The following is a 25,843-nucleotide window of genomic DNA, read 5'->3' as shown; positions in this document are numbered from 1 at the left end:
GAAGAATTCTCTTCTTATTCCCATTTTGATCAGATTGTGCGGGACGCATTGATGCTGGTGCAGTCGGAAGTTCTCGGCGAAATGGATGGCGAGCCCGTTGCCGTGGAAAATCCCAACGGCAGGGGAGAGGTGGTGCTGATCTGCGAGCACGCCTCGCAGCGCCTGCCGCAACGCTATGGCAATCTGGGGCTTTCCGACGAGGCCCTGTCGTCTCATATCGCCTGGGATCCGGGTGCGCTTGCGGTCGCGCGACGCATGTCAAAAAGCCTCGATGGGACCCTCGTCTATCAGCGTTTTTCCCGCCTTATCTATGACTGCAACAGACCGCCGGAGTCACCCGCGGCGATGCCGAGCGTCTCCGAAGTCTTCCGGATCCCCGGCAATGAAAACCTGACGGAGGACGAGCGCTCGCGCCGCACTGCCGCGCTTTATATGCCCTTCCACGGCCGTATCCGCGAGGAGATCGCAGCGCGACGGGAAAGAGGACAGCCGACGGTGCTCGTCACCATCCACAGTTTCACCCCGGTCTATTTCGGCAGGGAGCGGTCGGTCGAGATCGGCATCCTGCACGATACCGATAGCCGGCTTGCCGACCGGATGCTGAAAGCGGCGTCAGACACGCATCTCTACCGTGTCGAGCGCAACGAACCTTACGGCCCTGCGGACGGCGTCACCCATACTCTGGAAGTCCAGGCCTTGCCGGCCGGGCTTCTGAACGTGATGATCGAGATCAGGAACGACCTGATAGCAGACGAAATCGGCCAGGGGGTCACGGCCGATTTTCTGACTGGATTGCTGCGGGAAAGCCTCGCAGACATCCAGGAATAAGACCCCGGGGGAGCAGCGAAAGCTGCGGGCGCGCCGACACCGACAAAAGCGGGCGGCGCCATGGCATGTCGACTGGGGTGGGGCTGGCCATGGCGGCCAGCCGCCCGTTTCTTTGATCAGGAGAGAAGGGCATGGAAAGTTCATCTGCAGGTGTCAGCTACAAGAAGGCCGACGCATCCTATTTCGAAAAACGCGGGCTTTCCCGTTATGCAGGGGTCTGGTCGCTTTGGGCGCTCGGCGTCGGAGCCGTCATTTCCGGTCACTTTTCCGGCTGGAATTTTGGCTTTTCGACCGGCGGCTGGGGCGGCATGCTGGTCGCCGGCATCATCATCGCCATCATGTATGTCGGCCTCACCTTCTCGATTGCAGAGATGAGCCCGGCCCTGCCGCATACGGGGGCGGCCTATTCCTTCGCTCGGACGGCCATGGGCCCTTGGGGCGGATTTGTCACCGGACTTTGTGAAAACGTCGAATACGTTCTCACGCCGGCAGTCATCGTTACCTTTATCACCGCTTACGTGAACCAGATCTTCGGTTTCGATCCCGCCTATTCGCCGCTTATATGGATAGTCTTCTACGCGATCTTCCTGGCGCTGAACGTCTTCGGCCTGGAACTGTCCTTCAAGGTGACCTTGGTCATCACGGTCCTGTCGCTGGCGGTTTTGGTGTTCTTCTGGATCAGCGCAATCCCGAGCATGGATTTCTCCCGCTGGGCCCTGAACATCGGTGTCGGCCCGGATGGCGCCGCGGTCGAACTGCCCGAGGGTAACGGTTCCTGGTTCCCCTTCGGCTTTTCCGGCGTGCTTGCGACACTTCCTTTTGCCGTCTGGCTCTTCCTCGCGATCGAGCAGCTTCCGCTGGCGGCGGAAGAATCCGTTGATCCGAAGCGCGACATGCCGAGAGGTATCATTCTCGGAATGATAACGCTGATGGTCTCGGCCTTCATGATCGTCCTGCTCAATCCGTCGGTACCGGGTGTTGGTTCCTTCCATCTTGGGTCGTCGCTTGAGCCGCTGCTCGACGGGTTCAAGGCGGTCTACGGCGATAGCGGCGTGGTGGTCCTTGGTCTCGTGGCGCTGACGGGCCTTATCGCCAGTTTCCATACGATCCTGTATGCGCAGGGGCGTCAGGTTTATTCTCTGTCTCGTGCCGGCTATTTCCCAACCGCGTTGTCCGTGACCCATCCGATCTACAAGACGCCGTACGTTGCGATGGTCGCCGGCTCGGTTATCGGTCTTGCGGTCATGCTGGTGATCTGGTTCTCGCTCGGCGCGGAGCAGGGCGGCAGCATCATCGGCAGCGTATTGCTCAACATGGCGGTCTTCGGCGCGATGTTCTCCTACATCATGCAGGCGATTTCCTTCATCATCCTGCGCAGGAAATTGCCCAATATCGAGCGACCCTATCGTTCGCCGCTTGGCATTCCGGGGGCCACCTTGACGATCATCATCGCCGTCGTCACGCTGCTCTACCAAATCCAGGATCCGAACTTCACCAAGGGCGTGCTCTGGGTCGTGGTCTGGTTTGCCATCGCGATCGCCTACTTCGCGGCCGTCGGCAGGCATCGCCTGATCCTCTCGCCGGAAGAGGAATTCGCGATGGAGCACAAGGAGGCGGCTTCGCTCGCCTGATTGCATTGAATAGGCGCGGCCGCCGGGTCGCGCCTCCCATTTTTCAAGCAGTGGATGAAACGCATGGCCGCAAGTTACTCCTTCGACGATCTGAAGCTCGACGTCGCCGCGGGGCGCATCGATACCGTCATCGCCGCCCAGGTGGATATGCAGGGGCGGCTGATGGGCAAGCGGTTTCAGGCAGAATATTTCATCGAGGGTGCCTGGAAGGAAACCCATAGCTGCAACTATCTGCTGGCGACCGACATCGAGATGGAAACCGTTCCCGGTTACAAGGCGTCGAGCTGGGAGCAGGGCTACGGCGACTATACGATGAAGCCGGACCTTTCGACGCTGCGGAGACTTCCGTGGCTTGAGGGGACCGCCCTGGTCATCTGTGATGTGCTCGACCATCACACTCATGAGGAAGTGCCGCACTCACCTCGTGCGATCCTGAAGAAGCAGGTGAAGCGCCTGGAGGCGATGGGTATGACCGCCTTCATGGCCACCGAGCTCGAGTTCTTCCTGTTCGACCAACCCTACGACAGCGCCCGCGAAGGCGGATACCGCAACCTCAAGCTCGCCAGCGCCTACAACGAGGACTACCACATCTTCCAGACGACCAAGGAAGAGGAGGTGATGCGGGCGATCCGCACCGGTCTGCAGGGTGCCGGCATTCCGGTCGAGAATTCCAAGGGGGAGGCGTCGGCCGGCCAGGAGGAGATCAATGTTCGTTATGCCGATGCGCTGACCATGGCCGATCGGCATGTGATCATCAAGAACGCCTGCAAGGAGATCGCCTGGTCGAAGGGGAAAGCCATTACTTTCCTTGCCAAGTGGAACTACGGTGCCGCCGGCAGTTCATCCCATATCCACCAGTCGCTCTGGAACTCGGACGGCACCACGCCACTCTTTTTCGACAAGGATGGCGAGTATGGCATGTCGGATACCATGAAGCACTACGTGGCCGGGCTGCTCGCGCACGCAAGCGAGATCACCTATTTCCTGGCACCCTATATCAATTCCTACAAGCGCTTTATGGCAGGCACGTTCGCGCCGACCAAGGCCGTCTGGTCCAAGGATAACCGCACGGCCGGCTACCGCCTCTGTGGCGAGGAAACCAAGGCAATCCGCGTGGAATGCCGCGTCGGCGGCTCCGACCTCAATCCTTATCTCGCGATGGCTGCATTGATCGCAGCGGGCATTGACGGGATCGAAAGGAAGATGGAATTGGAACCCGCCTTTGTCGGCGACGCCTATCACGGCACGGACGTGCGGGAAATCCCGAAAACGTTGCGCGATGCGACCGAGCTGATGTCCTCGTCCGAACTCCTTCGAACCGCGTTTGGTCATGACGTCATCGACCACTATGTCCGGGCCGCTCGCTGGGAGCAGGAGGAATACGACCGCCGGGTTACGGACTGGGAAGTGGCACGAGGCTTCGAGAGAGCGTAAATCTCTCCACCACGAAATCAGAAACAGGAATGCCGATCATGACCATGATCCAATGTATCTCGCCGGTCGACGGTTCGGTCTATGCCGAACGTCCGGCGATGTCGCTCGAAGACGCGGTGGAGGCGGTGGGCCAGGCCCGCAGGGCGCAGAAGGCATGGGCGAGACGACCGCTTGAGGAACGCGTACAACTCGTGTTGAAGGGTGTCGCGCTGCTCAACGAGATGGCCGATGAAGTGGTGCCGGAACTGGCTTGGATGATGGGGCGCCCGGTCCGCTACGGCGGTGAGTTCAAGGGCTTCAACGAGCGCTCCAATTATGTCGCGTCCATTGCGGCCGACGCGCTGGCGCCAATGGTGGTCGAGGACAGCGCCAGCTTCGAGCGCCGCATCGAGCGTGAACCGCATGGTGTCGTCTTCGTGATCGCGCCCTGGAACTATCCCTATATGACGGCGATCAACACGGTTGCGCCGGCGCTCATGGCTGGCAATACGGTGGTCCTGAAACACGCGGCCCAGACATTGCTGGTCGGCGAGCGCATGGTGCGTGCCTTCGTGGAGGCGGGTGTACCGGAAGACGTCTTCCAGAACCTTTTCCTCGATCATGAGACGACGGCGAAGCTCATTTCCCAAGGGCTTTTCAATTTTATCAATTTTACCGGCTCCGTCGAAGGCGGCCGTTCGATCGAGCGGTCGGCGGCTGGAACCTTCACGGGGATCGGCCTCGAACTCGGCGGCAAGGACCCGGGTTATGTGATGGAGGATGCCGATCTCGATGCGGCCGTCGATACGCTGATGGACGGCGCCACCTACAATTCTGGCCAGTGCTGCTGCGGCATCGAGCGCATCTACGTGCACGAATCGCTTTACGATCGGTTCGTCGAAAAGTCGGTTGCCTGGGTGTCTAACTACAAGCTCGGCAACCCGCTCGACGGGGAAACGACGCTCGGGCCGATGGCCAACAAGCGGTTTGCCAAGGTGGTGCGCGAGCAGATCGCCGATGCGGTTTCGAAGGGGGCCAAGGCCCTGGTCGATCCGAAGCTTTTTCCGGCCGATGACGGCGGCGCCTATCTCGCGCCGCAGGTGCTTGTCGATGTCGACCATTCCATGCCCTTTATGCGCGAAGAGACCTTTGGTCCTGCCGTCGGGATCATGAAGGTGAAGACTGACGACGAAGCAATCGCCCTGATGAACGACAGTCGGTATGGCCTGACCGCTTCGCTGTGGACGGAAGATGCGGACCGCGCCGGCAGGATCGGTCGCGAACTCGAAACCGGCACCGTGTTCATGAACCGCTGCGACTATCTCGATCCGGCACTCGTCTGGACCGGTGTCAAGGAGACGGGTCGGGGCGGCTCGCTTTCCCTGCTCGGCTTCCACAACCTGACCCGCCCGAAATCCTATCACCTGAAAAAGGCCACGAAATGAATATCGTCGCGAACTGGAGCTATCCGACCGCCATCAAGCTGGGGCGCGGGCGGATCAAGGAATTGGCGGACGCCTGCAAGGCACTGGGCTTGAAGAAACCGCTGCTTGTCACCGACCGGGGACTGGCGTCAATGGCGATCACCGCCCATGCGCTCGACGTGCTCGACGAAGCCGGCCTCGGCCGCGCGGTTTTCTCTGAGGTCGATCCCAACCCGAATGAGAAGAACCTCGAAGCAGGCATCAAGGCATACAAGGATGGCGGTCATGACGGTGTTGTCGCGTTTGGCGGCGGTTCGGGCCTCGACCTCGGTAAACTGATCGCCTTCATGGTCGGTCAGACGCGGCCGGTCTGGGATTTCGAGGACATCGGTGACTGGTGGACACGTGCCGACGCGTCGAAGATCGCGCCGATCGTTGCCGTGCCGACCACGGCGGGCACGGGGTCCGAAGTCGGGCGGGCAGGGGTGCTCACCAACTCTGCGACGCATGTGAAGAAAATCATCTTCCATCCGAGGATGTTGCCGGGCGTGGTGATATGCGATCCGGAGCTGACGGTTGGCATGCCCAGGGTGATCACCGCGGGTACCGGCATGGATGCTTTCGCCCATTGCCTGGAAGCCTATTGCTCGCCCTTTTATCATCCCATGTCGGCTGGCATCGCGCTTGAAGGCATGCGGCTTGTGAAGGAGTTCCTGCCGCGCGCCTACAAGGATGGCTCGGATATCGAAGCCCGCACCAACATGATGTCCGCGGCTGCCATGGGAGCCGTCGCCTTCCAGAAAGGGCTTGGCGCAATCCACTCGCTCTCGCATCCAATCGGTGCGATCTACAACACCCATCATGGCATGACGAACGCTGTCGTCATGCCGCCGGTGTTGCGCTTCAATCGGACGGCGATCGAGGAGAAGATAGCTCGCGCCGCCGCCTATCTCGGCATTTCCGGCGGCTTTGACGGCTTCTACGACTATGTCCTCTCCCTGCGTTCGGATCTCGGCGTGCCGGAAAATCTCACGGCCATGGGTATTGCGCCCGATCGGGTCGATGAACTCACGGCGATGGCGATCGAAGATCCGAGCTGCGGCGGCAATCCGGTGCCGATGACACTCGAGAATACCAAAGCTCTTTTCCTCGAGTGCTTTTGATCCGGCTGTCCACGGATGGTCGTTAACTGAACCCCGGAGGCGCAAAACCTCCGAGTTTTCCACATTTTAGGGCCGAAAGCTAAATTTCCTGAGTGATATTAATGACTGCTAAATTTACAATTCATTAACCATGTTTCGCAAGGATGATCCCCAAGACACCATGTTTACCGGTGTCCTCGTGAGCGATGGGGCTCAAGACTTCTTCGAGGACCGAAAATGCCTGTAATTTCCTTTGCCAATGCCAAGGGCGGTGCCGGAAAGACGACTGCGGCGTTGCTGCTTGCCACCGAACTTGCCCACCAGGGGTTTCGCGTCACGGTTATCGATGGCGATCCGCAACGCTGGATCAGCCAGTGGTTCGAGACTTCCGGCCACGTTCGCAACATCGAGGTCATATCCGAGGTCACCATCGCCTCTCTGCAATGTCATCTGCGCGAGATGGGACCACGGACCGACTATTTCATCATCGACCTTGCCGGCGCCCGTGACGCGCTGGTCACCACCGCGATCGGCCTTTCGGATCACGTGATGATCCCGGTCCAGGGCTCGGCCATGGATGCCAGGGGTGCGGCACAGATTCTCGATCTCCTGTCCTTCCTGAAGGAGAAGGCCAATCTCGACATCGCCCATTCGGTCGTGCTCACCCGCGTGACCTCCATGGTCACCACCAAGGCGCTGCTCATGATCAAGGGCTTGCTGGCGGCCCGCGGCGTTCACGTTCTCGACACGCCCATCGGTGAGCGCATCGCCTTCAAGGAGCTTTTCGAGATCGGCGGCACGCTCCACACGCTCGACCCTGCGAAGGTCAGCAATGTCGATAAAGCCAAGGAAAATGCCCGGGCGTTCGCGGAGGAAGTCATGCGCCTGATGCCGGCGAAGGTAATCCGGACCGGTGCGCCGCGTATCTTCGGCTTCAGGCGCAGCGCTGCCTGACGCGGATCAATGCCCAGGTCCTGTTCAGCCCGGGGCTTGCTTGTGGCGCGGTCGGTTCGAAAGAGCCGGCCGCGCTGCATTTTGAACATGATTCCCGATGCCAGGCGGGCAAGAAACTCAGATGGTGCTGAAGGGCTTTGCAGCGGCTAAAGGAGAATAACCGAGACCTATTCCACGAATTCCACGATTGCTCCGGTTTTCACCATCTTGGCAAGCTCGGTTGCATCCCAGTTGGTCAGTCGCACGCAGCCGTGGCTATTGGTCTTGCCGATCTTGGAGGGTTCCGGCGTGCCATGAATGCCGTAGGTGGGCTTGGAGAGTGCAATCCAGACCTTGCCGACCGGGCCGTTCGGGCCAGGCGGAATCTGCAGGATCTGGTCATTGTTGCCCTGCTTGAAGTTGATCTTGGGATTGTAGGTGTAGCCTGGATCCAACGCGATACGCTGGACCGTGTGCGTGCCGGTCGGGGAGGGTGTATCGGTCGAGCCGATCGTGGCCGGATAGGCCGCAATGAGCTGATTGTCGGCGCCGTAGGCGAAGACCTGTTTCCTGCCTTTGTCGGCGACGATGCGGGTTACCTGGCCGGCCTTCGGCTGACCCGGATTGACGACCTTGATGATTGTGCCCGGAATTGTGAAGTCCACGCCCGGATTCAATGCCTTCAGATAGTTTTCGTCCATGTGGAATTGTTCGGCGAGCTTCTCGGTCACCGAGGTATAGGACATGGCGGGCAATTGGGCCTTGTGGGCATAGTCTTCCGGGATCGCCGCAACATAGGGACCAGCCGCATCGGCGGCGGTAATCGTATAGTCGATGATAGGCAGGCCGCCCGAATAGGTCAGGCGCTGCATGATGTCCTCGGAATTGTTCGGATCGAGCGTCTCGCCGGTCATTTCCTGCCAGGCGGCGATCGCCTTGTTGACATTCTCTCCGAGATGACCGTCGATGACGCCGGGTGAAATGCCTTCCCGATCCAGGAAAACCTGAAGAGCAGCAATCTCTGCCTGCGGCTTTTTAGTCACTGCAATGATCGGCTTTTGCGGATGCAGACTTTCTATGGCCTGCTGGTCCGGCTCGATCGACGCTTCCTGGGGATAGCTGTCGTCTGCGCCAGGCATCGGCTGCTCGTCCAAAGGCATGCGAGTGACCGAACCTGAGCCCGGTATTGCGCCGGTAACGCTGCCCGGTTCACCTGGTCGGTAGTCGCGGTAATCCTGATAACCATAACCGTCCTGATAGCCGCCGAGATCGCGGAAGCGACGATAGCCGCCGGGAGCTGGCGGATATTCTTCGGCGCGGGCGGGCCGATATGTCTCCTGACGTATCTCGGTCGCCAGAACATTGCCGTAGCGGTCGATGAACACGCGACGGCCCATGCCATCGCGGCTGATGACGACGTCGCCGCGATCGGGCACGTAGTCGAGGATCGCACCATCAGGGGCGACCAGGATCGTATCGGCCGGATACCGATCGTACCGGCTTTGTGCCTCGGCCGAAGGGATCCCCTGGATCGCGGTCAAAACGACGAGGCTGGCGCTTGCGAAAAATAACCGCTTCACGATGTCACCGAGTTCCTGTTTGCTCTCTACACGTAATCGGGAAATCGGCCGTTCGTTCCCGCTCCATACCCTATCGCCACAGACAAGGTAATTTTGACGGTAGTGTGAAAAAAGTGAATTCGTGATGAACGTGGCGTTAAATTCTCGTCGCGATCGGTTAGAGACTTTTGCGAATCCGTGAAGGGAATGATTATGAAGGCGTTTTTTGCGGCCAAAGGCCCGAAGCTTTTCCTCGACGAAACCTCCATGCTCGATATCGGCGGCTGTTTCATCGGCGAAACCGACCTTTCGCCCGGTCGAGCGATTCCCGATGACGGCGATCCACGAATCGATCACTCGCTCGAAGGTTTTCTCTTCACCTGCGGACCGGATCACATTCGTCACCCGGAGCCGATCGAAGGAACGGGTAACGGCAAAAAGTATCCGCTGCATGGCTCCTTCTCTTCGCACCCGGCCGAAATCCTTTTCTGGGATGCCCAGGGGGAGGATGCCGAATGTCATGCGCGGGTTGTCGTGAAGATGGCGACGGGCGAACCGGCCCTCCTGGAGCGCCATTGGCGGATCGACGGACAGACCGGCGAGGTAAGTCTCTCGGACAGGGTGACCAATACAGGTCCGAAACCGTTCTTCCCCGTGCATATGTACCACATGAATATCGGTGCCTGGCTATTTGACGAGCATGTGCGGCTCACCGGAAAGATGTTGGAGGGAGGCGGCTTTCCCTGGACGTTTGGCAACGATCCCGGTGGCGTCTTCTGTGTGCCGGCACTACAGCAAGGCGAGCAATGGGCGGAAATCGCACTCGGTCCGATTGGCGCCATCGACGGATTGACGCTGAAGGTGAAATTCAGGACCGACACGTTGCCGCATCTGCAGATCTGGCGGAACCAGAAATCGCCCGCGCATGTTCTTGGAATAGAGCCGGTTTCGCATCGGCTGGCGAGCCGCTACGAACTCGCGGAAAAGGGGGAACTGGTGCTGCTGAAGCCGGGTGAAAGCATTGACTACGGGTTGCGGTTCAGCTTCGGCTGACAGTGTTTCATCTGCGATTGACGCCCCCGCGGCACCGTCGTAATGCTTGCGCCGCGATAAAACGGAGATTGCACCATGGATATCCGACAGATCAATGATGAGTATTCCGTCACGGGTCAGATCACCGTCGAGGACCTAGACCGGATCAAGGCGATGGGATTCAAGTCGATCGTCTGCAATCGCCCCGACGACGAGGAGCCCGGCCAGCCGAAGTTCGCCGACATTGCCGCACGCGCCAAGGAGCTCGGCCTCGACATCCGCTACATCCCTGTCGGCCGCATGGGCGTCGATGCGGAAGGCGTGAGGGCCATGGTCGACGCGCTCGATGAATTCCCGCGCCCGATGCTCGGCTTCTGCCGTTCCGGCGCACGGTCGACGTCGATCTACGAGAAGAGCCAGCATATCCGCGGCTGAGATTTTCGCGCCTCGTGCCCGGTGCACGGGGCTTCCTCCCGCAGCTCAAAATCCAGGAGCATTTCCATGAGCATCAAGCGCATTGAGCCCGGCGCCCGCATGAGCGGCGTCGTCATCCACGGCAACACAGCCTATCTGGCCGGCCAGGTGGGTGAGGGCGAAAGCGTCACCGATCAGTGCAAGTCGGCGCTCGCTGAAGTGGACCGCCTGCTGGCAGCTGCCGGCTCCGACAAGTCGAAGATCCTGCAGACGATTATTTATCTCTCCGACATCGCCTATTTCGGCGAGATGAATGCTGTCTGGGAAGCCTGGATTGATCCGGCAAACCCGCCGGCCCGCGCCACCAGCGAAGCTAAGCTCGCTGCGCCGAAATACAAGGTCGAGTTCATCGTCACGGCTGCGATCTAACGGGTTTTTATCCCTCACCCTCACCCTCTCCCCGGCTTGCGGGAGAGGGGACTTGCCCCATGTGATCTCCGAGGTCTTGGAAAACGGTGCGGCATGTTTCCTTCGCCCCGCTTGCGGGGAGAAGGTGCCGGCAGGCGGATGAGGGCAAAACCCCTTATGCCTTTTCCCTTATCTGGGTCAGTGTCCGTGCAGGCGTGATGGCTTCCGGATCGAGCTTCACCTCGATGATCGCCGGCTTGCCGCTGGCGCGGGCGCGCAGATAGGCCGGGCCGAAATCCTCCGTCCTTTCGACCAGCTCGCCATATCCACCGAAAGCTCTCGCGTAAGCCACGAAATCCGGATTGACGAGGTCGGTGGCGCTGACGCGCCCCGGATATTCCCGCTCCTGGTGCATGCGGATCGTGCCATAGATGCCGTTGTTGACGAGCACCGTGATGATCGGCAAGCCGTAACGCACGGCGGTTATGAATTCCTGGCCGTGCATCATGAAGCAGCCGTCACCGGCAAAGCATACGACTTCGCGCTGGGGAAACAGCTGTTTGGCCGCGACGGCAGCCGGCAGGCCATAGCCCATCGAACCGGACGTCGGGGCGGACTGCGTGTTATATTTGCGGAAGCGGTGGAACCGGTGCAGCCAGGTCGCATAGTTGCCGGCGCCGTTGGTGAAGATCGCGTCATCCGGCACGTTCTCTTCGATCCATTGCATGATCGGCCCCATCTTCACCGGTCCCGGTCCTGCTTCCGGCGGCGTCGACCATTTGAGATAGGATTCGTGCATGGACGCGGTACGATCCGCCCATGCGGGCGAGGCGGGGGCTTCAAGCTCTTTCAGGGCGGCGACAAATTCCGCGGGTGCGGCGCAGATCGCCAGATCCGGGCGGTAGATACGGCCGAGTTCTTCCGGATCGGGAAAGATGTGGACCAGCTTCTGCTTCGGATAGGGAATGTCGATCAGCGTGTAGCTGGAGGAGGGCATTTCCGACATGCGGCTGCCGAGCAGGACAAGAAGATCGGCATCCTTGATTTCCTTGGCGAGTGCCGGGTTGATGCCGATGCCGGCATCACCTGCGTAGCAGGGATGGAGGTGGTCGAAAAGCATCTGGCGCCGGAACGAACAGGAGACCGGCACCTTGAAGCGGGTGGCGAAGTGGGCGAAATCGGCATGCGCCTCTTCGCTCCAGCGCGTGCCGCCGAGGATGAACATCGGCCGCTTCGCCTCTTTCAACGCCGTTTCAAATGCCGCGATCTGGCTTTTGCCCGGATGGCTTTCGACCGGCATATAGGCGCGGGCCTCCGCTGCTTCGACCTCCTCGACCAGCATGTCTTCCGGCAGGGTCAGCACGACCGGGCCGGGGCGGCCGGAGGTTGCGACCGCGAAGGCGCGGGTGACAAATTCCGGAATGCGGCGGGCATCGTCGATCTCACCCACCCATTTGGCAAATTCCGTGAAGGCGCGCCGGTATTCGACCTCCTGAAAGGCCTCGCGCTCGCGCATGTCGCGGGCGACCTGGCCGATAAAGAGGATCATCGGGATCGAATCCTGCCGGGCGATATGCAGGCCGGCCGAAGCGTTCGTGGCGCCTGGCCCGCGGGTCACCATGCAGATGCCCGGCTCGCCCGTCAGCCGGCCCCAGCTGTCGGCCATCATCGCCGCACCGCCTTCCTGGCGGCAGACGATGACGTCGATTCCGCTTTCGTAAAGCGCGTCGAGCACGGCGAGATAGCTCTCCCCCGGGACGCAGGAGATGCGCTTTACTCCGTTCGCCTTGAGGGCTTCGACGATGAGCTGGCCCCCGGTTTTCGTGGCGGTCTTCATTTCTGTTCCCCCCTCCTTTCCATGTCTTCCAGTTCGGCCAGCACGTCTGCGGTATGTTCGCCGAGCGCCGGGCTCGGCCGATGGTAGGCAAGTGGTGTCTCGGACAGCACGATCGGGTTGCGCACGCCGGCAATCACGGTACCGTCCGCTGCTTCGAGATCGATCCGGAGCCCGCGCGCCTTCACCTGCGGGTCGTCGAACATTTCCGCGATCGAGTTGATCGGGCCGGCCGGTATGGCATTCTCGCCGCAGGCGGCAAGCAGATGTGCCTTTTTCCATTTCATCGTCTCGGCAACGACCAGCCGCCGCACCTCGCCGCGATTGGCGACACGGGCCTTGTTGGTCGCAAAACGCTCGTCCTCGGCAACCTGTTCGATCCCCAGGAGGCGGCAGAAGCGGCGGAACTGGCCGTCATTGCCGACCGCAAGGATCAGGTGTCCATCTTCCGTCGGCACGACTTCGTAAGGCGAGATGTTCGGATGCGCATTGCCAAGCCGTACCGGTGCCTTGCCGGAGATGAGGTAGTTCATGTTCTGGTTGGCGAGCACGCCGGCCTGGACGTCGAGCAGCGCCATGTCGATATGCTGACCTTCGCCGGTCCTGATGGCATGAATCAGCGCTGCCTGAATTGCCGTTACGGCGTAGACGCCGGTGAAGATGTCGGCGATGGCGACGCCCGCCTTCATCGGTTCGCCGTCCGGCTCTCCGGTAATCGACATGAAGCCGGACATGCCTTGGACGATATAGTCGTAACCGGCGAGGCTGGCATAGGGGCCGTTCTGGCCAAAGCCGGTGATGGAGCAGTAGATCAGTTTCGGGTTTATCTTCCTGAGGCTCTCGTAGTCGAGGCCGTATTTCATCAACCCGCCGAGCTTGAAATTCTCGATCAGCACGTCCGCCGTGGCAACAAGCCGGCGAACGATCTCCTGGCCTTCCTCCGTCTTGAAATCGACGGTGATGGATCGCTTGCCGCGGTTGGTCGAGTGATAATACGCTGCCGAAAGATTTTCGCCGTTCTTCCCTTCGACGAAAGGCGGACCCCAGGCGCGTGTATCGTCGCCGCCGTCCGGATTTTCCACCTTGATCACGTCGGCGCCCATATCTGCCAGCACCTGTCCGGCCCAGGGGCCGGCGAGAATGCGAGCAAGTTCGATAACGCGGATGCCCGAAAGTGGTGGTTTCTTGTTCGTCTGGTTCATATCATGGGGTCACGGTTGACTTGGCGGCGCCGGTGATGGGCTCCATGGAAGCCACGCGCCTTTCCCGCCAGATGATGTAAAGGCCGGAGCCGATGATGATCGATATGCCGAGCCATTTCATCGGATCGGGGAAATCGCCGAAGACCAGCCAACCGAGCAACGTCGCCGAGACGATCTCGAAATACTGAAGAGGGGCGATCACCGAGGCAGGCGCCGCCCGATAGGCATAGACGGCCAGGATACCGGAAAGGGCGGCGAACGCGCCGACGCCGGCGAGCCAGGTGAAGGTCAACCAGTCCGGCAGGGACGGCGCGAGGAACGGGATGCCGGTCCGGTCGCCGACGAGAAGCAGCAGGCCGGAGATCGGAATGCCCCAGAGTGCCATCTGGAACTGCATCGACCATGGATTTTCGCGATGCGCCAGTGCCCGGGTCAGGAGCGCAAAGATCGCCACGCCGAGGGCGGTGACGATCGGCAGCAGGGCGACGAAGCCGATTTCCTGAAAGCTCGGACGGATAACGATCAATGCCCCGAGAAAACCGATCCCGCAGGCTGTGTAGCGACGCCAGCCGATGGTTTCCTTGAGAAAGATGCTGGAGAGCACCGTCAGGATGATCGGCTCGACAAAGAAAATGGCGACCGCGTCGGCAACCTCCATGACGGCAAGCGTCGCGACGAAGCAGATCATGGAGAGCGTAATCACCGTTGCGCGGATCGCATGGTAGATGCTGAGCTGCCATGAAAAGGTGCGCCACGAGCCGTTCCACAAAACGAATGGCAGCATGCAGAGCGCCTGGAAAAGGAAGCGGGCAGCAGTGATGAAAGTCGGCGAAGCCGAGTCGGTGGCAAGCTTGGAGAATATGTCGATGAAGGGCGCCATCAGCATGGCAAGGATCATCAGTCCGAGACCATGGACGATTCGGGTCTCGGGTGTCGAGGCAGCAAGGCTTGCAGACGACGAACTCATGAACCTCCTATAGCCGTGCATGACAGCGGAAGCACTTGAATAAATGTCATGAACTCATTCCATTTTAGATGACGAGCCGGTTTTGACGACAGGTGCTGCAGGCGGCAACGCGGCTTTCGCCCAGGATGCGAATTCAGCAATGGCGCGGGTGCGGACCGTGTCGTTCAGCGTTTCATGTCGCGTGCCCGGCCAGATCTTCGTGGTCACGTTCAAAAGACCATTCTTCTTGAGATGTTCTGAGAGCCAGAGAATTTCGCGGCCGCCGTTGGTGGCCGGATCCTCCGCGCCGCAGACCAGATGGATGGGCAGATCCTTTTGCAGGCTGCCGATCAGCGCCGGCGCGCGGAACGTCATCTCGAAAAGGTCGAGCCAGAGCGAAACGCTGGCGCCGAAACCGCAAAGCGGGTCTGCGATATAGGCATCGACGACGTCCCGGTCGTGGCTCAGCCAGTCGAATTCGGTGCGGTGGCCGGGGATGGATCTTCCCCAGGCTCCGAAAGTGAGTTTCGGCAGAAGGCCGCTCGGCACGTCGGAGCCCTTCAGGGCTTTTTCGGTGAGGAGGATCGCCTGCGCCGCACGCCCGGCAATTCCCGGATGGAAATTTGAGTTCCAGACGGCGACCGCGTCGAAACTTCCAGGAACGTCGACCGCGGCGCTGAGCGCAATGAGCCCGCCCATGGAATGGCCGAAGAGCAGAATCGGCAGGCCGGCATGGGCATCCGCTGCCATATCGCGCATGGCCTTCACATCTTCCAATACCAATCGCACGCCGTTACGCCTCGCGAAACGACCGATCGGCGCATCGGACGCCGTCGTCTCGCCATGGCCGCGGTGATCGAAGGCATAGACGTGGAAGCCGTGCGAAGCCATGATCTCGGCAAACGGTCGGTAGCGTTTGGAATGTTCAGCCAGGCCGTGGGAGATCAGCAAGATGCCGCTGACCGGTCCTGCAGCCGGCTGATAGTGATAGGCAAGACTTGCCCCCGTCGGGCTCGAAAGCCGCCTCGTTTCGTCGAACATCCCCGTCCTCCCATCGCTCTGCGCCGTTTATGCGTGATTTTCTTGCTTATGCATCGGTTTTTTCCGAAAAGCGCTTCACACTTTTCGGTCCGATGCACTACATAGCGGCAAACAAAATTCCCCCGTGGAGCAATTTATCCGATGGCACGTCAGTTCATTTACCACATGGCCGGCCTTAACAAGGCCTACGGCAACAAGAAGGTTTTGGAGAATATCCATCTGTCCTTCTATCCCGATGCGAAGATCGGCATCCTCGGCCCGAACGGCGCCGGCAAGTCGACCGTGCTCAAGATCATGGCCGGCCTCGATACGGAATATACCGGCGAGGCATGGCTCGCGGATGGCGCGACACTCGGCTATCTCGCTCAGGAGCCGCAGCTCGACGAGAGCCTGAACGTGCTCGGCAACGTGATGGAAGGCGTTGCCGACAAGAAGGCGATCCTCGACCGCTACAACGAACTGATGATGAACTATTCCGACGAGACGGCGGAAGAGGGCGCCAAGCTCCAGGACATCATCGACAGCCAGAACCTCTGGGATCTCGAAAGCCAGGTGGAGATGGCGATGGAGGCGCTCCGCTGCCCGCCGGGCGACGCGACCATCGACAATCTCTCCGGCGGTGAAAAGCGCCGCGTCGCGCTCTGCCAACTGCTGCTGCGCCAGCCCGACCTGCTGCTGCTCGACGAACCGACCAATCACCTCGACGCCGAGACGATCGCCTGGCTCGAAAAGCATCTGCGGGAATATCCCGGTGCCATCCTGATGGTCACCCACGACCGCTACTTCCTCGACAACGTCACCGGCTGGATCCTCGAGCTCGACCGCGGCCGCGGCATTCCCTACGAGGGCAACTATTCCGCCTATCTGCAGGCCAAGGCGAAGCGCATGTCACAGGAAGAGCGCGAAGAGGGCGCCCGCCAGAAGGCGCTTGCCCGCGAGCAGGAGTGGATCGCATCCTCTCCCAAGGCCCGCCAGGCGAAGTCCAAGGCCCGTATCCGCGCCTATGACGAACTGGTCAAGGCGGCGGAGGATCGTCGTCCCGGCGAAGCACAGATCATCATTCCGGTCGGCGAGCGGCTCGGACAGGTGGTCATCGAGGCGGAGAACATCTCCAAGTCCTATGGCGACCGTGTGCTCTTCGAAAATCTCTCCTTGAAGCTGCCGCCCGGCGGTATCGTCGGCGTCATCGGCCCGAACGGCGCCGGCAAGACCACGCTGTTCCGCCTGATCACCGGTCAGGAAAAACCGGACAGCGGCGATATCCGCGTCGGCGACACCGTCCATCTCGGTTACGTCGACCAGAGCCGCGATTCGCTCGACGGCAACAAGACCGTCTGGGAGGAGATTTCGGGCGGCAACGACATCATCAAGCTCGGCAAGCACGAGATGAACTCCCGTGCCTATTGCGGCGCCTTCAATTTCAAGGGCGGCGACCAGCAGCAGAAGGTCGGCACGCTTTCCGGCGGCCAGCGCAACCGCGTGCATCTCGCCAAGATGCTGAAAGCCGGCGGCAACGTGCTGCTGCTCGATGAGCCGACCAATGACCTCGATACGGAAACCCTCTCGGCGCTCGAAGATGCGCTCGAAAGTTTTGCCGGCTGCGCGGTCATCATCAGCCACGACCGGATGTTCCTCGATCGTCTTGCCACCCATATCCTTGCTTTTGAAGGCGACAGCCATGTCGAATGGTTCGAAGGCAATTTCGAGGATTACGAAGCCGACAAGATCCGTCGTCTCGGTGCTGATGCGGTCAATCCCAAACGCGTCACCTACAAACGCCTGACGCGCTGAGCAAAAGGCACTTCGACGAATTGTTGAGCCCCGTTTCGGCGGGGCTTTTTCATGCTTCTCATTTAAGTCGCACCTTATAAATGCGAGAAATTACTCCAACTATTTGATAGTGGGGCCGCAAGAAAGCGCAAAGACTCTGCTTCTAGGTTCTCAACGATAGCAGGACCATGCCCGTTCGGTCCTTGGCGCCATCATGAGGATGGGAGACTGGGGAGTGATTGATCGCCATGGCCCGTTTCATTGAACGTCTGTCTTTTCGGACTTCTCTGGCACTTGTCGCTGTTATACCAACCGCTGCTGCGATCGTCCTTGGTGCGGCTTTGGGGCTGAGTGCCTATGAGAACTACAGGCAGTTCGACAGGGCGCGGACGCTTACCAAACTTGTAGGGCCGGCCGGTAGCATGATGAATGCGATCTCCGCTGAAAGCTATGCGGGACCTGCTGAGCGCGATGCAGCGCGCAAGAACGCGGATACGATCGAGAAGGCTCTGGTTGACAACTATGCTCGCATCAAGTCGCAGGGCATGGCCGACCGCGGACTTGAGGAGACGATTGCCGCCCTGGAGGACCGTTACGCCCGCATGGGTGAATTCCGCGCCAAGATCGATGCTGGCGACAAGAACCCGCTTCTTACCGCACAATATCTCACGCCTTTGTCGCAGCAGACGCTCGATACCGTGGCTCGTGTTGCCAACCTGACCGAGGATCGTGCGCTGGCGCGCGCCATCGATGGCATTCATGCATTGGTGCAGGTCAATAATGGCTATGCGATTGTGACCCGGATGGGCCAGCAATTCGCCAAGAATGGTACGCTGACGTCCGAGGAAGTGGCCCGTTATGTTCAGGGTCGCCAGCAGGTGCGCATCTACGAAAAGCATATGCGTGCAGCACTGGCGCCAACGGTGCTCGCCAAGCTTGACGCTTTCTGGAACGCGCCCGACGGTGCGTTCGCAATTGATCTTCTGAAGACCTTCGATGCCCTGAAACTTTATACGCCCGCTGCCACGGACTACGACCGATGGACTGCCGCGATGGAACAGCGCAGATTGCTCTCGGCCGATCTGGTCGAAGAGGCTTCGGGAGAGCTGGTACGTCTCGCCGACGACCTGACGATGGGCGCTTCCAACAGGCTATTGACGATCAGTGGCGTGCTCGTTGCCTTGATCGCCGTCGTCGCCTGCTTCAGTTTCCTTGTTGCCTCCAGCCTGTCCGGTTCGATCCGCCGTATCAGTGGCCGGATGGCGAGCCTTGCTGCAGGCAATACCGAGGAAGCCATTCCCTACGCGGATCGCAAGGACGAGATCGGCGACATGGCGCGCTCGGTCGAGGTCTTCCGCGAAGCTGCCATCCGCAACAACGAACTCGAAGCAGACGCCGATGCCAGCCGCCGCCGTTCGGAGGCCGAGCGTATCGAAATGCAGCGGCAAACGGAGGCCGAAGCCGAGGCCCGTCTCAACCAGGCGACCGGTGCGCTTGCCACGCATCTGCGACGCCTCGCCAACGGGGACATGCTTTGTGAGGTGAATGAAGCCTTCGCGCCACAGTTCGAAGGTCTGCGGCACGACTTCAATACGTCGGTCCGCCAGCTCCGCGATGCACTTTTGAGTGTCGGCAACTCGGTTTCGACCGTTACCAGCGGCTCGAAGGAAATCTCGGATGCCTCGGATAACCTGTCCAAGCGCACCGAACAGCAGGCCGCCTCGCTGGAGGAGACAGCAGCTGCTCTTGAAGAGATCACCGCCAATGTGGTCGCGACGTCAAAGCGTACCTCCGAGGCTCGCGATGTCGTCCGCGATGCCCGCGCCCGCGCCGACCAATCGGGGCACGTCGTTCGCAATGCGGTCGCAGCGATGGAGCGGATCGAGAAGTCGTCGCACCAGATCGGCCAGATCATCGGCGTCATCGACGAGATCGCCTTCCAGACCAATCTCCTGGCGCTCAATGCAGGTGTCGAGGCGGCGCGCGCCGGCGATGCCGGCAAGGGCTTTGCCGTCGTCGCCCAGGAAGTGCGCGAACTCGCGCAACGCTCCGCGAATGCCGCGAAGGAAATCAAGGCGCTTATCTCCAACTCGGCGGTTGCCGTGGGCGAGGGCGTCAAGCTGGTGAGCGATACCGGCGAAGGCCTTGGCGTGATCGAGCACCTGGTCCAGACTGTCACCGCCCATATGGACGCGATCGCGACTGCGGCCCAGGAGCAGTCGGCAGGGCTGGCGCAGGTCAACACTGCCGTCAATCACATGGACCAGTCGACTCAGCAGAATGCGGCGATGGTGGAAGAGATGAATGCCGCTGGCGCTGGTCTCGCACAGGAAAGCGCCAAGCTTAGCGATCTGCTGTCGCACTTCCAACTCGGGGGCAGCAGCGCAACCTCTCCGCTTCGCGATGCCGCCGCTCGCATGCGTGCTCCGGCAGCGCCTGTATCAGCTCCTCGGCCTGCCACACCCACCCGCCAGGCCTCTTCGCGCGCGCCAGTCTCTCACGGCAATGCCGCGGTGGCGCAGTCCGCGGAGGAGTGGGAAGAGTTCTGATCGCGACAGAGATCATCGGAGAGATCGATCAGGCGGATTGGGAAGGGCGGTCTTCGGGCCGCCTTTCCTCGTTCTGCCGATCCCTTGCCGCATGGATCGTTTAGTGCTTGCATAAAGTCGCAAAATCACATAAACATATCTTTATATGTTGATTGGCTGGAGATGTGTCGGAATGGGTATGGCGCTGGATACGCTGGTGGATGTCCTGAAGACTGCAGGCGAGCCCACGCGCTTCCGCCTGCTGGCGTTGCTTGCAGCCGGAGACCTTACCGTCACCGATCTCACGGAAATACTGGGACAGTCGCAGCCGCGCATTTCGCGGCATCTGAAGCTTTTGGCCGAGGAGGCTTTGATCGACCGCTACCAGGAGGGGGCATGGGCCTATTTCCGGCTGAAGCAGGACGGGAAGGCGGCAACGCTCGTCAGGACCCTGCTGGCCGCCTCCTCCGAGGAGGACCCGGTGCTTCTGCGCGACAGCGAGCGGCTTGCGACCGTCAAACGCCTGAGATCAGAACATGCCCAGGCCTATTTCAGCCGCAATGCATCCGAATGGGATGAACTTCGCCGGCTGCATGTCAGCGACGCCGCCGTCGAAGCGACACTGCTAAAGCTTGTCGGCACGACGCCGGTCGACTCGCTTCTCGACCTCGGTACCGGCACGGGCTGGATCCTGCAGCTACTATCGAAGCTTTATCGCCGCGCCATCGGCATTGACGCGAGTCGCGATATGCTCGCAGTGGCGCGCGCCAATCTCGATAAGGCCGGCATCGTCAAGGCCTCGGTCCGACACGGCGACATCCTCAACCTGCCGCTCGAAGGGCAGGATTTCGACCTCATCACCATTCATCAGGTGCTGCACTTCCTCGATCAGCCGGAACTGGCGATCGCGGAAGCCGCCCGCGTGCTGCGGCCGGGCGGGCGGCTGCTGATCGTCGACCTTGCTCCGCATGCGCTCGAATATCTGCGCGATGACCACGCCCATGTGCGTCTCGGCTTTTCCCATCAGGTAATGGCGGAATGGCTTGAGAAGGTCGGCCTCGAAGTCGAAGAGGCGATCGATCTCGGTTCCGGCAAGGAAGGTGCGCTGACTGCCACCGTCTGGCTCGCCCGCGACCGCAGGCTGCTCATCGCTTCGCATGCACCCGCTGAAACCCAAACCGCGCTTTAAGGGAGCTGAATCCATGACCGCACACCGCGAATCTTTCAGCGTCTCCTTCGAATTCTTTCCGCCGAAGTCGGATGAGATGGAAATCCAGCTTTGGGAAACCGTCGAACAGCTCTCCGGCTGGGACCCGGATTTCGTCTCCGTGACTTACGGCGCGGGCGGTTCCACCAAGGAACCGACGCTTGCGGCTGTGACGCGGATGATCGGCGAGGAAAAGCTTCCGACGGCGGCGCATCTGACCTGTGTCGATGCTTCGCGTGACGAAATCCGCTCCGTCATCGAGGAATACCGCGCCGCCGGAGTTCGGCGCATCGTGGCGTTGCGCGGTGATCCGACCAGCGGGATCGGCACGGCCTATGCTCCTCATCCCGAAGGCTTTGCCGAGACGGCCGATCTGGTGCGCGCCCTGGTGGAATATGGGGATTTCGATGTGTCGGTATCCGCCTATCCCGAAAAGCATCCGGAAAGTGCCGATCTCGCGGCAGATATCGATACTCTGAAGCGCAAGGCGGATGCGGGTGCTGCGCGGGCGCTCAGCCAGTTCTTTTTCGACAATGATATCTTCGAGCGCTACCTCGAAAAGGTTCGGGCGGCCGGAATCGGCATTCCCGTCGTCCCGGGTATCATGCCGATCCAGAACCTGACACAGCTCAAGCGCTTCGCCAGGCGCTGCGGCTCCTCCGTGCCGGCTTTTCTCGACGCCCGATTCGAAGGATTGGACGAGAAGCCCGAGGAACGTGAAAAGGTTGCCGCCGATATCGCCGCCGAACAGATGGAGGATCTGGGCCGTCGCGGTATCCGCGATTTCCACATCTATACGATGAACCGTGCGCCGCTCGTCTCCGCCGTGTTGCAACGCCTCGGGCGTCGACAGATCAGCAGCCCTCGTATTGCCGCTGCCTGAAAATGAAAAACGCATGCTCCTTTGCGGGGAGCATGCGTTTCATTGGAAGTGCTGATATCAAACGGTCACGGATGCGAGATATATGACCTGTTAGTGGGAACCTCGTGGCGGCTCAGATGAAGAGCATGGATACCACGAACACGAACGCTGCACCGACTATCAGGACATTCAGAGAGTATGTACGTCCCATGTCTGCCTCCTTGCGTTGACCGTTAAATTTTATGTCGTTTTCGTGGCGCTTGGAAAGCAGATTCTATGCTGCACTGCCGTTGGGAACGAAACAAGTTTCACGGCTTCTTTCTATATATAACTGATTATATTGCCTAAATGTCCCACGAAGATTCGTGCGGCAAAAGTTAAAAACCGGTACACGACTGTTAATATCCGTCATATTTCGTGAGGGTTCCGTCCTCTTACGAGACTTTCTTCGGCTGATTGCTGCGATAGCGAAGAAGCCTTCCGTCGAGCAAAACGAGGCCGAGGCCGATCAGCAGCATGCCGATCAGATCAGTCATCCCCAACCGTTCGCCGAGGAAAAGCGCTCCCAGCAGGATGGCGCTCGGAGGAACGACGAGCGTCACGAGGGAGGCATTGGTGGCACCCGCCATGCTCAGAATCCGGAAGAAGAGCAGGTAGGCGAAAGCGGTTGAAAGAAGCGCCAGAGCCAGGATCGCCAGCACTGCATGGGCGGATGGCACGGGCAACATCCACGGCCTGTCGGCGATGAGCGAGACGGGCAGCATGATCAGTGTCGAGGCGGTCAGTTGTCCCGTCGCGGATACCGGTGCCGGCAGGCTGCGGAAGCGCTTGCCATAGGTGCCGGCGACGCCATAGGAGACTGCTGCAAGCACCGGCAGCACCAGCGCCCAGAGGGGAGCAGAGGCGGCATCCGTCACGCTCGGACCGATCAGCACCGCCGTGCCGGCCAGGCCGGTCAGGCAGCCTGCCAGTTTTGCCGTCGTCAATTTTTCATCCGTCGTCCAGCGATTGGCGATCAGCACCGTCCAGATCGGCGTGGTGGCGTTGAGGATAGAGGCAAGGCCTGCGCCGATCTCGGTTTGACCGAAGAAGATCAGCGTGTGGGGCAGGGCATTGTTGACGAAGCCCATGACGAGGAATGCGCGCCAATGGGTTGCAAGCGTCTCATAGAGGCCGAAACGGCCATGGAGATAGATATGCAGGGCGAGCGCCGCGAGGAAGAGGCGCAGGAATACCAGAGTGAAGGGCGGTACTTCCAGGACCGCGACGCGTGCGAAGAAGAATGAGCCGCCCCAGATCAGTCCGAGCAACAGGATAAGCGCCCAGGCGGAGGCACTGGGCTTCGGATTGGTGGCGCTCGTCATGCGGTTCTCCCTCTCATTGAAGCGAGGAATAGCCGTCAAATCACGGAGTCGCCACCCGAATCTTGAATGATAGGATACCGCTTGCTCACAGGGCCGACAGAAGCGCCTGGGTCGGCCAACCGTCCGCAGGCATGCCAAGCCGTGCCTGTTCCTTCTGGACCGCGGTGCGCGTGCCCGAGCCCAGGATGCCGTCCACCTTGCCGACGTCGTGCCCGAGCGCTTCGAGCCTGGTCTGCAGCGCCTTCATGCCGGTATCGTCCAGGCCCAGGTCGGGCGTGCCTTTCAGATAGGGCGGGGCGCCGGAAAGCCGGGTCGCAAAATAGGCGGCGGAAGTTGTGTAGATGAAGGATTGGTTCCACTCGAGGTAGATGCCGAAATTCGGGTATGTGAGGAAGGCGGGTCCCTTGCGGCCCTGCGGCAGGATAAGCGCCGCCGGTAGGTCACCGAAGCTCGTGTCATTGTCGCGCGGGGTCACGCCCAGCTTGAACCATTCGCTTGCCGGAATCTCGTTGCCAAGCCCGGACTTTTCCCATGGGAGGCTTTCCGGAAGTGTTACCTCCTGGATCCAGGGCTGACCGGCCTTGAAGCCGAGACTCTGGATGAATTTTGCCGCCGTCAGGATGGCGTCCGGCGCGCTGCCCTTGACGTTGACATGGCCGTCGCCATCACCGTCGATGCCATAGGCGATAATGTCCTCAGGCAGCATCTGGACCTGTCCGACCTCGCCCGCCCAGGCGCCGGTATTGGTGGCAGGGTTCAGGTCGCCATGCTGCACCATTTCAATCAGGGCGATGAGTTGCGGGCGAAAGAGTTCGGGTCTGCGGCAGTCATGCGACAGTGTCACCAGTGCATTGCGCGTATTGAAATCACCTTGGACCGCGCCGAAATCGGTTTCCATGGCCCAGAAGGCGGTAATGACGCCGGGGGCTACGCCGAATTCGCGTTCCGCACGGGCAAACACATCGGCATATTGCTTCAGTTTCTGACGGCCGATGTCGAGGCGGGCCTGGCTCACGGTGCGCTGCGAGAATTCGAGAAAGGTCTGGCGGAAAACGCCCTGGGCGCGATCGCGGGAGAGCACCTTCTGGTCGATCTGCGCGCCGGCAAGCGCCTCATCGGCGGCGCTCGCCGGAATGCCCTTGGCAACGGCTTCCGCCTTCACACCTTCGAGGAAGGCTCCGAGATCGCCGCCGCAGCCTGGCGCGGGCGTCTGGGCGAGCGTGTTTGAAGCAAGACAACCGGTGATGACGGAGGCGAAGGCAAGGCGGCGGACAAATACGGAGGACATTCGGGGTTCCCAGAGTGAATGAGCACCGCCCGTTTCCGAAAGATTTGTGACCGAAACGTGGGCATTGGTGCGGCTGCCGCAGTTATTACCGCAACGCATCGTACAGCGCCAGATGGCTATTCCGCAGAGGCGACGGTCTTGTTGTCGCTGACGGTCGCAACCCAGCTGTTCCAGTTCTTGGCCGTGCCTGCAAAAACGTTGATATCTGTCTCGCCCTTGATGCCCGGCACAACGCCGGTCGAGGTATATTGCCAGAAGGCCCACCGGCGGCCGGCATAGATTTCGCCCGGATGGGCGGCAACTGACCGCAACCAGAATTGATAGTCGTTGAAGCTGCCGACCAGATTGTCCCGGTGGAAGTCGACCGATGTATAGATGATCGGACGCTTGCCGTAATGGGCTTCGAGACGGTCCATGAAACGCTGCAAGACGTCGCGCACGGTCGCTGAATCGGGCCGGAGCTTGCAGGTCGGGGAGGCGTGGTTCCATTCGGCGTCAAGCACCGGCGGCAGGGTGACGGCTCCCCTCGGCACATTGGCGATGAACCAGTCGGCCTGTTCGTCGGGTGTCGAGCAGAAATAATAGAAATGATAGGGCGCGTGAGGGATTCCGGCAGCCGCGGCACCGCGCCAGTTCTTTTCGAACGTCGGATCGATGCGATCCTTGCCCTCGGTCGCCTTGATGAAGACGAAGGCTATACCGGACTTCTTCACGGTCGCCCAATCGATGCCGTCGCCGTTCCATTTGGACAGATCGATTCCGTGGACTTCGTGCCGGCCGGGATGATTCTTGCCGAAGTCCTGCGGATCGCTGTCCTTGAACGGCAGTTTCTTGACCGATGCAGTCTCGACGAAATCATAGTCGGTGGACGTGCAGCCCGTCCCGAGGATCGCGGTCGCAACAAGGGCGAGAAGGAGCCGAGGCATGGATGTCCCGTGTTGATGCTGTGCAGGAAGCCACTTGCCCGCGAAGCAACACACGGGAAGCGCAAAGCCCATATTCGCCATATCGTCGTAA

At 60.5% G+C, this 25,843-nt stretch carries 21 protein-coding genes; 13 read left to right on the top strand and 8 right to left on the bottom strand.

Annotation, left to right across the window (positions count from 1 at the left end; genetic code table 11):
- Positions 1-48: 48 nt before the first annotated feature.
- From QEO92_RS11435 to QEO92_RS11410, 6 genes are all read left to right on the top strand, one after another.
- Complete coding sequence (locus QEO92_RS11435) at positions 49-828, top strand: N-formylglutamate amidohydrolase (RefSeq protein ID WP_037148543.1); 780 nt, start codon at positions 49-51, stop codon at positions 826-828.
- A gap of 131 nt (positions 829-959) precedes the next feature.
- Complete coding sequence (locus QEO92_RS11430) at positions 960-2,459, top strand: amino acid permease (protein WP_037147603.1); 1,500 nt, start codon at positions 960-962, stop codon at positions 2,457-2,459.
- Positions 2,460-2,522: 63 nt separating this feature from the next.
- Positions 2,523-3,893 carry a glutamine synthetase family protein gene (locus QEO92_RS11425; protein ID WP_227703095.1) on the top strand — a complete coding sequence of 457 codons (1,371 nt, stop codon included), beginning with the start codon at positions 2,523-2,525 and terminating at the stop codon, positions 3,891-3,893.
- A 38-nt stretch (positions 3,894-3,931) separates the two neighbouring features.
- Positions 3,932-5,317 carry an aldehyde dehydrogenase family protein gene (locus tag QEO92_RS11420; RefSeq protein WP_227703094.1) on the top strand — a complete coding sequence of 462 codons (1,386 nt, stop codon included), beginning with the start codon at positions 3,932-3,934 and terminating at the stop codon, positions 5,315-5,317.
- Positions 5,314-6,459: an iron-containing alcohol dehydrogenase gene (locus QEO92_RS11415; protein WP_227703093.1), complete on the top strand. Its 1,146-nt coding sequence runs from the start codon at positions 5,314-5,316 to the stop codon at positions 6,457-6,459. Before QEO92_RS11420 ends, QEO92_RS11415 begins: the two co-directional genes overlap by 4 nt.
- A 216-nt stretch (positions 6,460-6,675) precedes the next feature.
- A complete protein-coding gene (locus QEO92_RS11410) occupies positions 6,676-7,392 on the top strand; it encodes a ParA family protein (protein WP_227703092.1) in 717 nt (238 codons plus the stop codon).
- 167 nt (positions 7,393-7,559) lie between these two features.
- Here the strand turns inward: QEO92_RS11410 and QEO92_RS11405 are convergent, their stop codons facing one another.
- The gene (locus QEO92_RS11405; protein WP_407721188.1) at positions 7,560-8,951 is read right to left on the bottom strand and encodes a L,D-transpeptidase; all 1,392 of its coding nucleotides are present in this window, start codon (positions 8,949-8,951) and stop codon (positions 7,560-7,562) included.
- 192 nt (positions 8,952-9,143) lie between these two features.
- On the opposite strand from QEO92_RS11405, the gene QEO92_RS11400 reads away from it, so the two are divergent.
- The 3 genes from QEO92_RS11400 to QEO92_RS11390 all read left to right on the top strand — a co-directional run bounded on the left by QEO92_RS11400 (position 9,144) and on the right by QEO92_RS11390 (position 10,805).
- On the top strand, positions 9,144-9,983 hold the full coding sequence (locus tag QEO92_RS11400) for a DUF4432 family protein (RefSeq protein WP_227703091.1): 840 nt from the start codon (positions 9,144-9,146) through the stop codon (positions 9,981-9,983).
- 75 nt (positions 9,984-10,058) lie between these two features.
- Positions 10,059-10,397, top strand: coding sequence for a protein tyrosine phosphatase family protein (locus tag QEO92_RS11395; protein WP_227703090.1), 339 nt, complete (start codon positions 10,059-10,061; stop codon positions 10,395-10,397).
- Positions 10,398-10,463: 66 nt separating this feature from the next.
- Complete coding sequence (locus QEO92_RS11390) at positions 10,464-10,805, top strand: RidA family protein (protein ID WP_037147585.1); 342 nt, start codon at positions 10,464-10,466, stop codon at positions 10,803-10,805.
- A 154-nt stretch (positions 10,806-10,959) separates the two neighbouring features.
- Here QEO92_RS11390 and QEO92_RS11385 read toward each other — a convergent pair whose 3' ends face one another.
- Genes QEO92_RS11385 through QEO92_RS11370 form a run of 4 tightly spaced genes read right to left on the bottom strand, consistent with a single transcriptional unit; the run spans position 10,960 to position 15,807 of the window.
- The gene (locus QEO92_RS11385) at positions 10,960-12,621 is read right to left on the bottom strand and encodes a thiamine pyrophosphate-binding protein (RefSeq protein ID WP_227703089.1); all 1,662 of its coding nucleotides are present in this window, start codon (positions 12,619-12,621) and stop codon (positions 10,960-10,962) included.
- Positions 12,618-13,820 carry a succinate--glutarate CoA-transferase gene (gene caiB, locus QEO92_RS11380; protein WP_227703088.1) on the bottom strand — a complete coding sequence of 401 codons (1,203 nt, stop codon included), beginning with the start codon at positions 13,818-13,820 and terminating at the stop codon, positions 12,618-12,620. The genes QEO92_RS11385 and caiB overlap by 4 nt, the downstream gene beginning before the upstream one ends.
- A 1-nt stretch (position 13,821) precedes the next feature.
- Positions 13,822-14,787 carry a DMT family transporter gene (locus QEO92_RS11375; RefSeq protein ID WP_227703087.1) on the bottom strand — a complete coding sequence of 322 codons (966 nt, stop codon included), beginning with the start codon at positions 14,785-14,787 and terminating at the stop codon, positions 13,822-13,824.
- Between the two features lie 54 nt (positions 14,788-14,841).
- Positions 14,842-15,807: an alpha/beta fold hydrolase gene (locus QEO92_RS11370; RefSeq protein ID WP_227703086.1), complete on the bottom strand. Its 966-nt coding sequence runs from the start codon at positions 15,805-15,807 to the stop codon at positions 14,842-14,844.
- 141 nt (positions 15,808-15,948) lie between these two features.
- On the opposite strand from QEO92_RS11370, the gene ettA reads away from it, so the two are divergent.
- The 4 genes from ettA (at position 15,949) to metF (ending at position 22,195) form a co-directional block, all read left to right on the top strand.
- Positions 15,949-17,598 (top strand): energy-dependent translational throttle protein EttA, encoded by a 1,650-nt coding sequence (gene ettA, locus QEO92_RS11365; RefSeq protein ID WP_227703085.1) that lies wholly within the window; start codon positions 15,949-15,951, stop codon positions 17,596-17,598.
- A 227-nt stretch (positions 17,599-17,825) separates the two neighbouring features.
- The gene (locus QEO92_RS11360; RefSeq protein WP_227703084.1) at positions 17,826-20,126 is read left to right on the top strand and encodes a methyl-accepting chemotaxis protein; all 2,301 of its coding nucleotides are present in this window, start codon (positions 17,826-17,828) and stop codon (positions 20,124-20,126) included.
- Between the two features lie 172 nt (positions 20,127-20,298).
- Positions 20,299-21,294 carry an ArsR/SmtB family transcription factor gene (locus QEO92_RS11355; protein ID WP_037147566.1) on the top strand — a complete coding sequence of 332 codons (996 nt, stop codon included), beginning with the start codon at positions 20,299-20,301 and terminating at the stop codon, positions 21,292-21,294.
- Positions 21,295-21,307: 13 nt separating this feature from the next.
- Positions 21,308-22,195 carry a methylenetetrahydrofolate reductase [NAD(P)H] gene (metF, locus tag QEO92_RS11350; RefSeq protein ID WP_227703083.1) on the top strand — a complete coding sequence of 296 codons (888 nt, stop codon included), beginning with the start codon at positions 21,308-21,310 and terminating at the stop codon, positions 22,193-22,195.
- Positions 22,196-22,608: 413 nt separating this feature from the next.
- Here metF and QEO92_RS11345 read toward each other — a convergent pair whose 3' ends face one another.
- The 3 genes from QEO92_RS11345 to QEO92_RS11335 form a co-directional block, all read right to left on the bottom strand.
- Positions 22,609-23,538 (bottom strand): DMT family transporter, encoded by a 930-nt coding sequence (locus QEO92_RS11345; RefSeq protein ID WP_227703082.1) that lies wholly within the window; start codon positions 23,536-23,538, stop codon positions 22,609-22,611.
- Between the two features lie 85 nt (positions 23,539-23,623).
- The gene (locus QEO92_RS11340) at positions 23,624-24,826 is read right to left on the bottom strand and encodes a lytic murein transglycosylase (RefSeq protein WP_227703081.1); all 1,203 of its coding nucleotides are present in this window, start codon (positions 24,824-24,826) and stop codon (positions 23,624-23,626) included.
- A 116-nt stretch (positions 24,827-24,942) separates the two neighbouring features.
- A complete protein-coding gene (locus tag QEO92_RS11335) occupies positions 24,943-25,752 on the bottom strand; it encodes a glycoside hydrolase family 25 protein (protein ID WP_227703080.1) in 810 nt (269 codons plus the stop codon).
- Positions 25,753-25,843: the final 91 nt, after the last annotated feature.

This window comes from Neorhizobium petrolearium, from assembly GCF_029854435.1.
In the GTDB taxonomy this organism is placed as follows: Bacteria; Pseudomonadota; Alphaproteobacteria; order Rhizobiales; family Rhizobiaceae; genus Neorhizobium; species Neorhizobium petrolearium.
The sequence above is the reverse complement of the archived record's forward strand: the minus strand, read 5'-3'. Positions and strand labels throughout refer to the sequence as shown.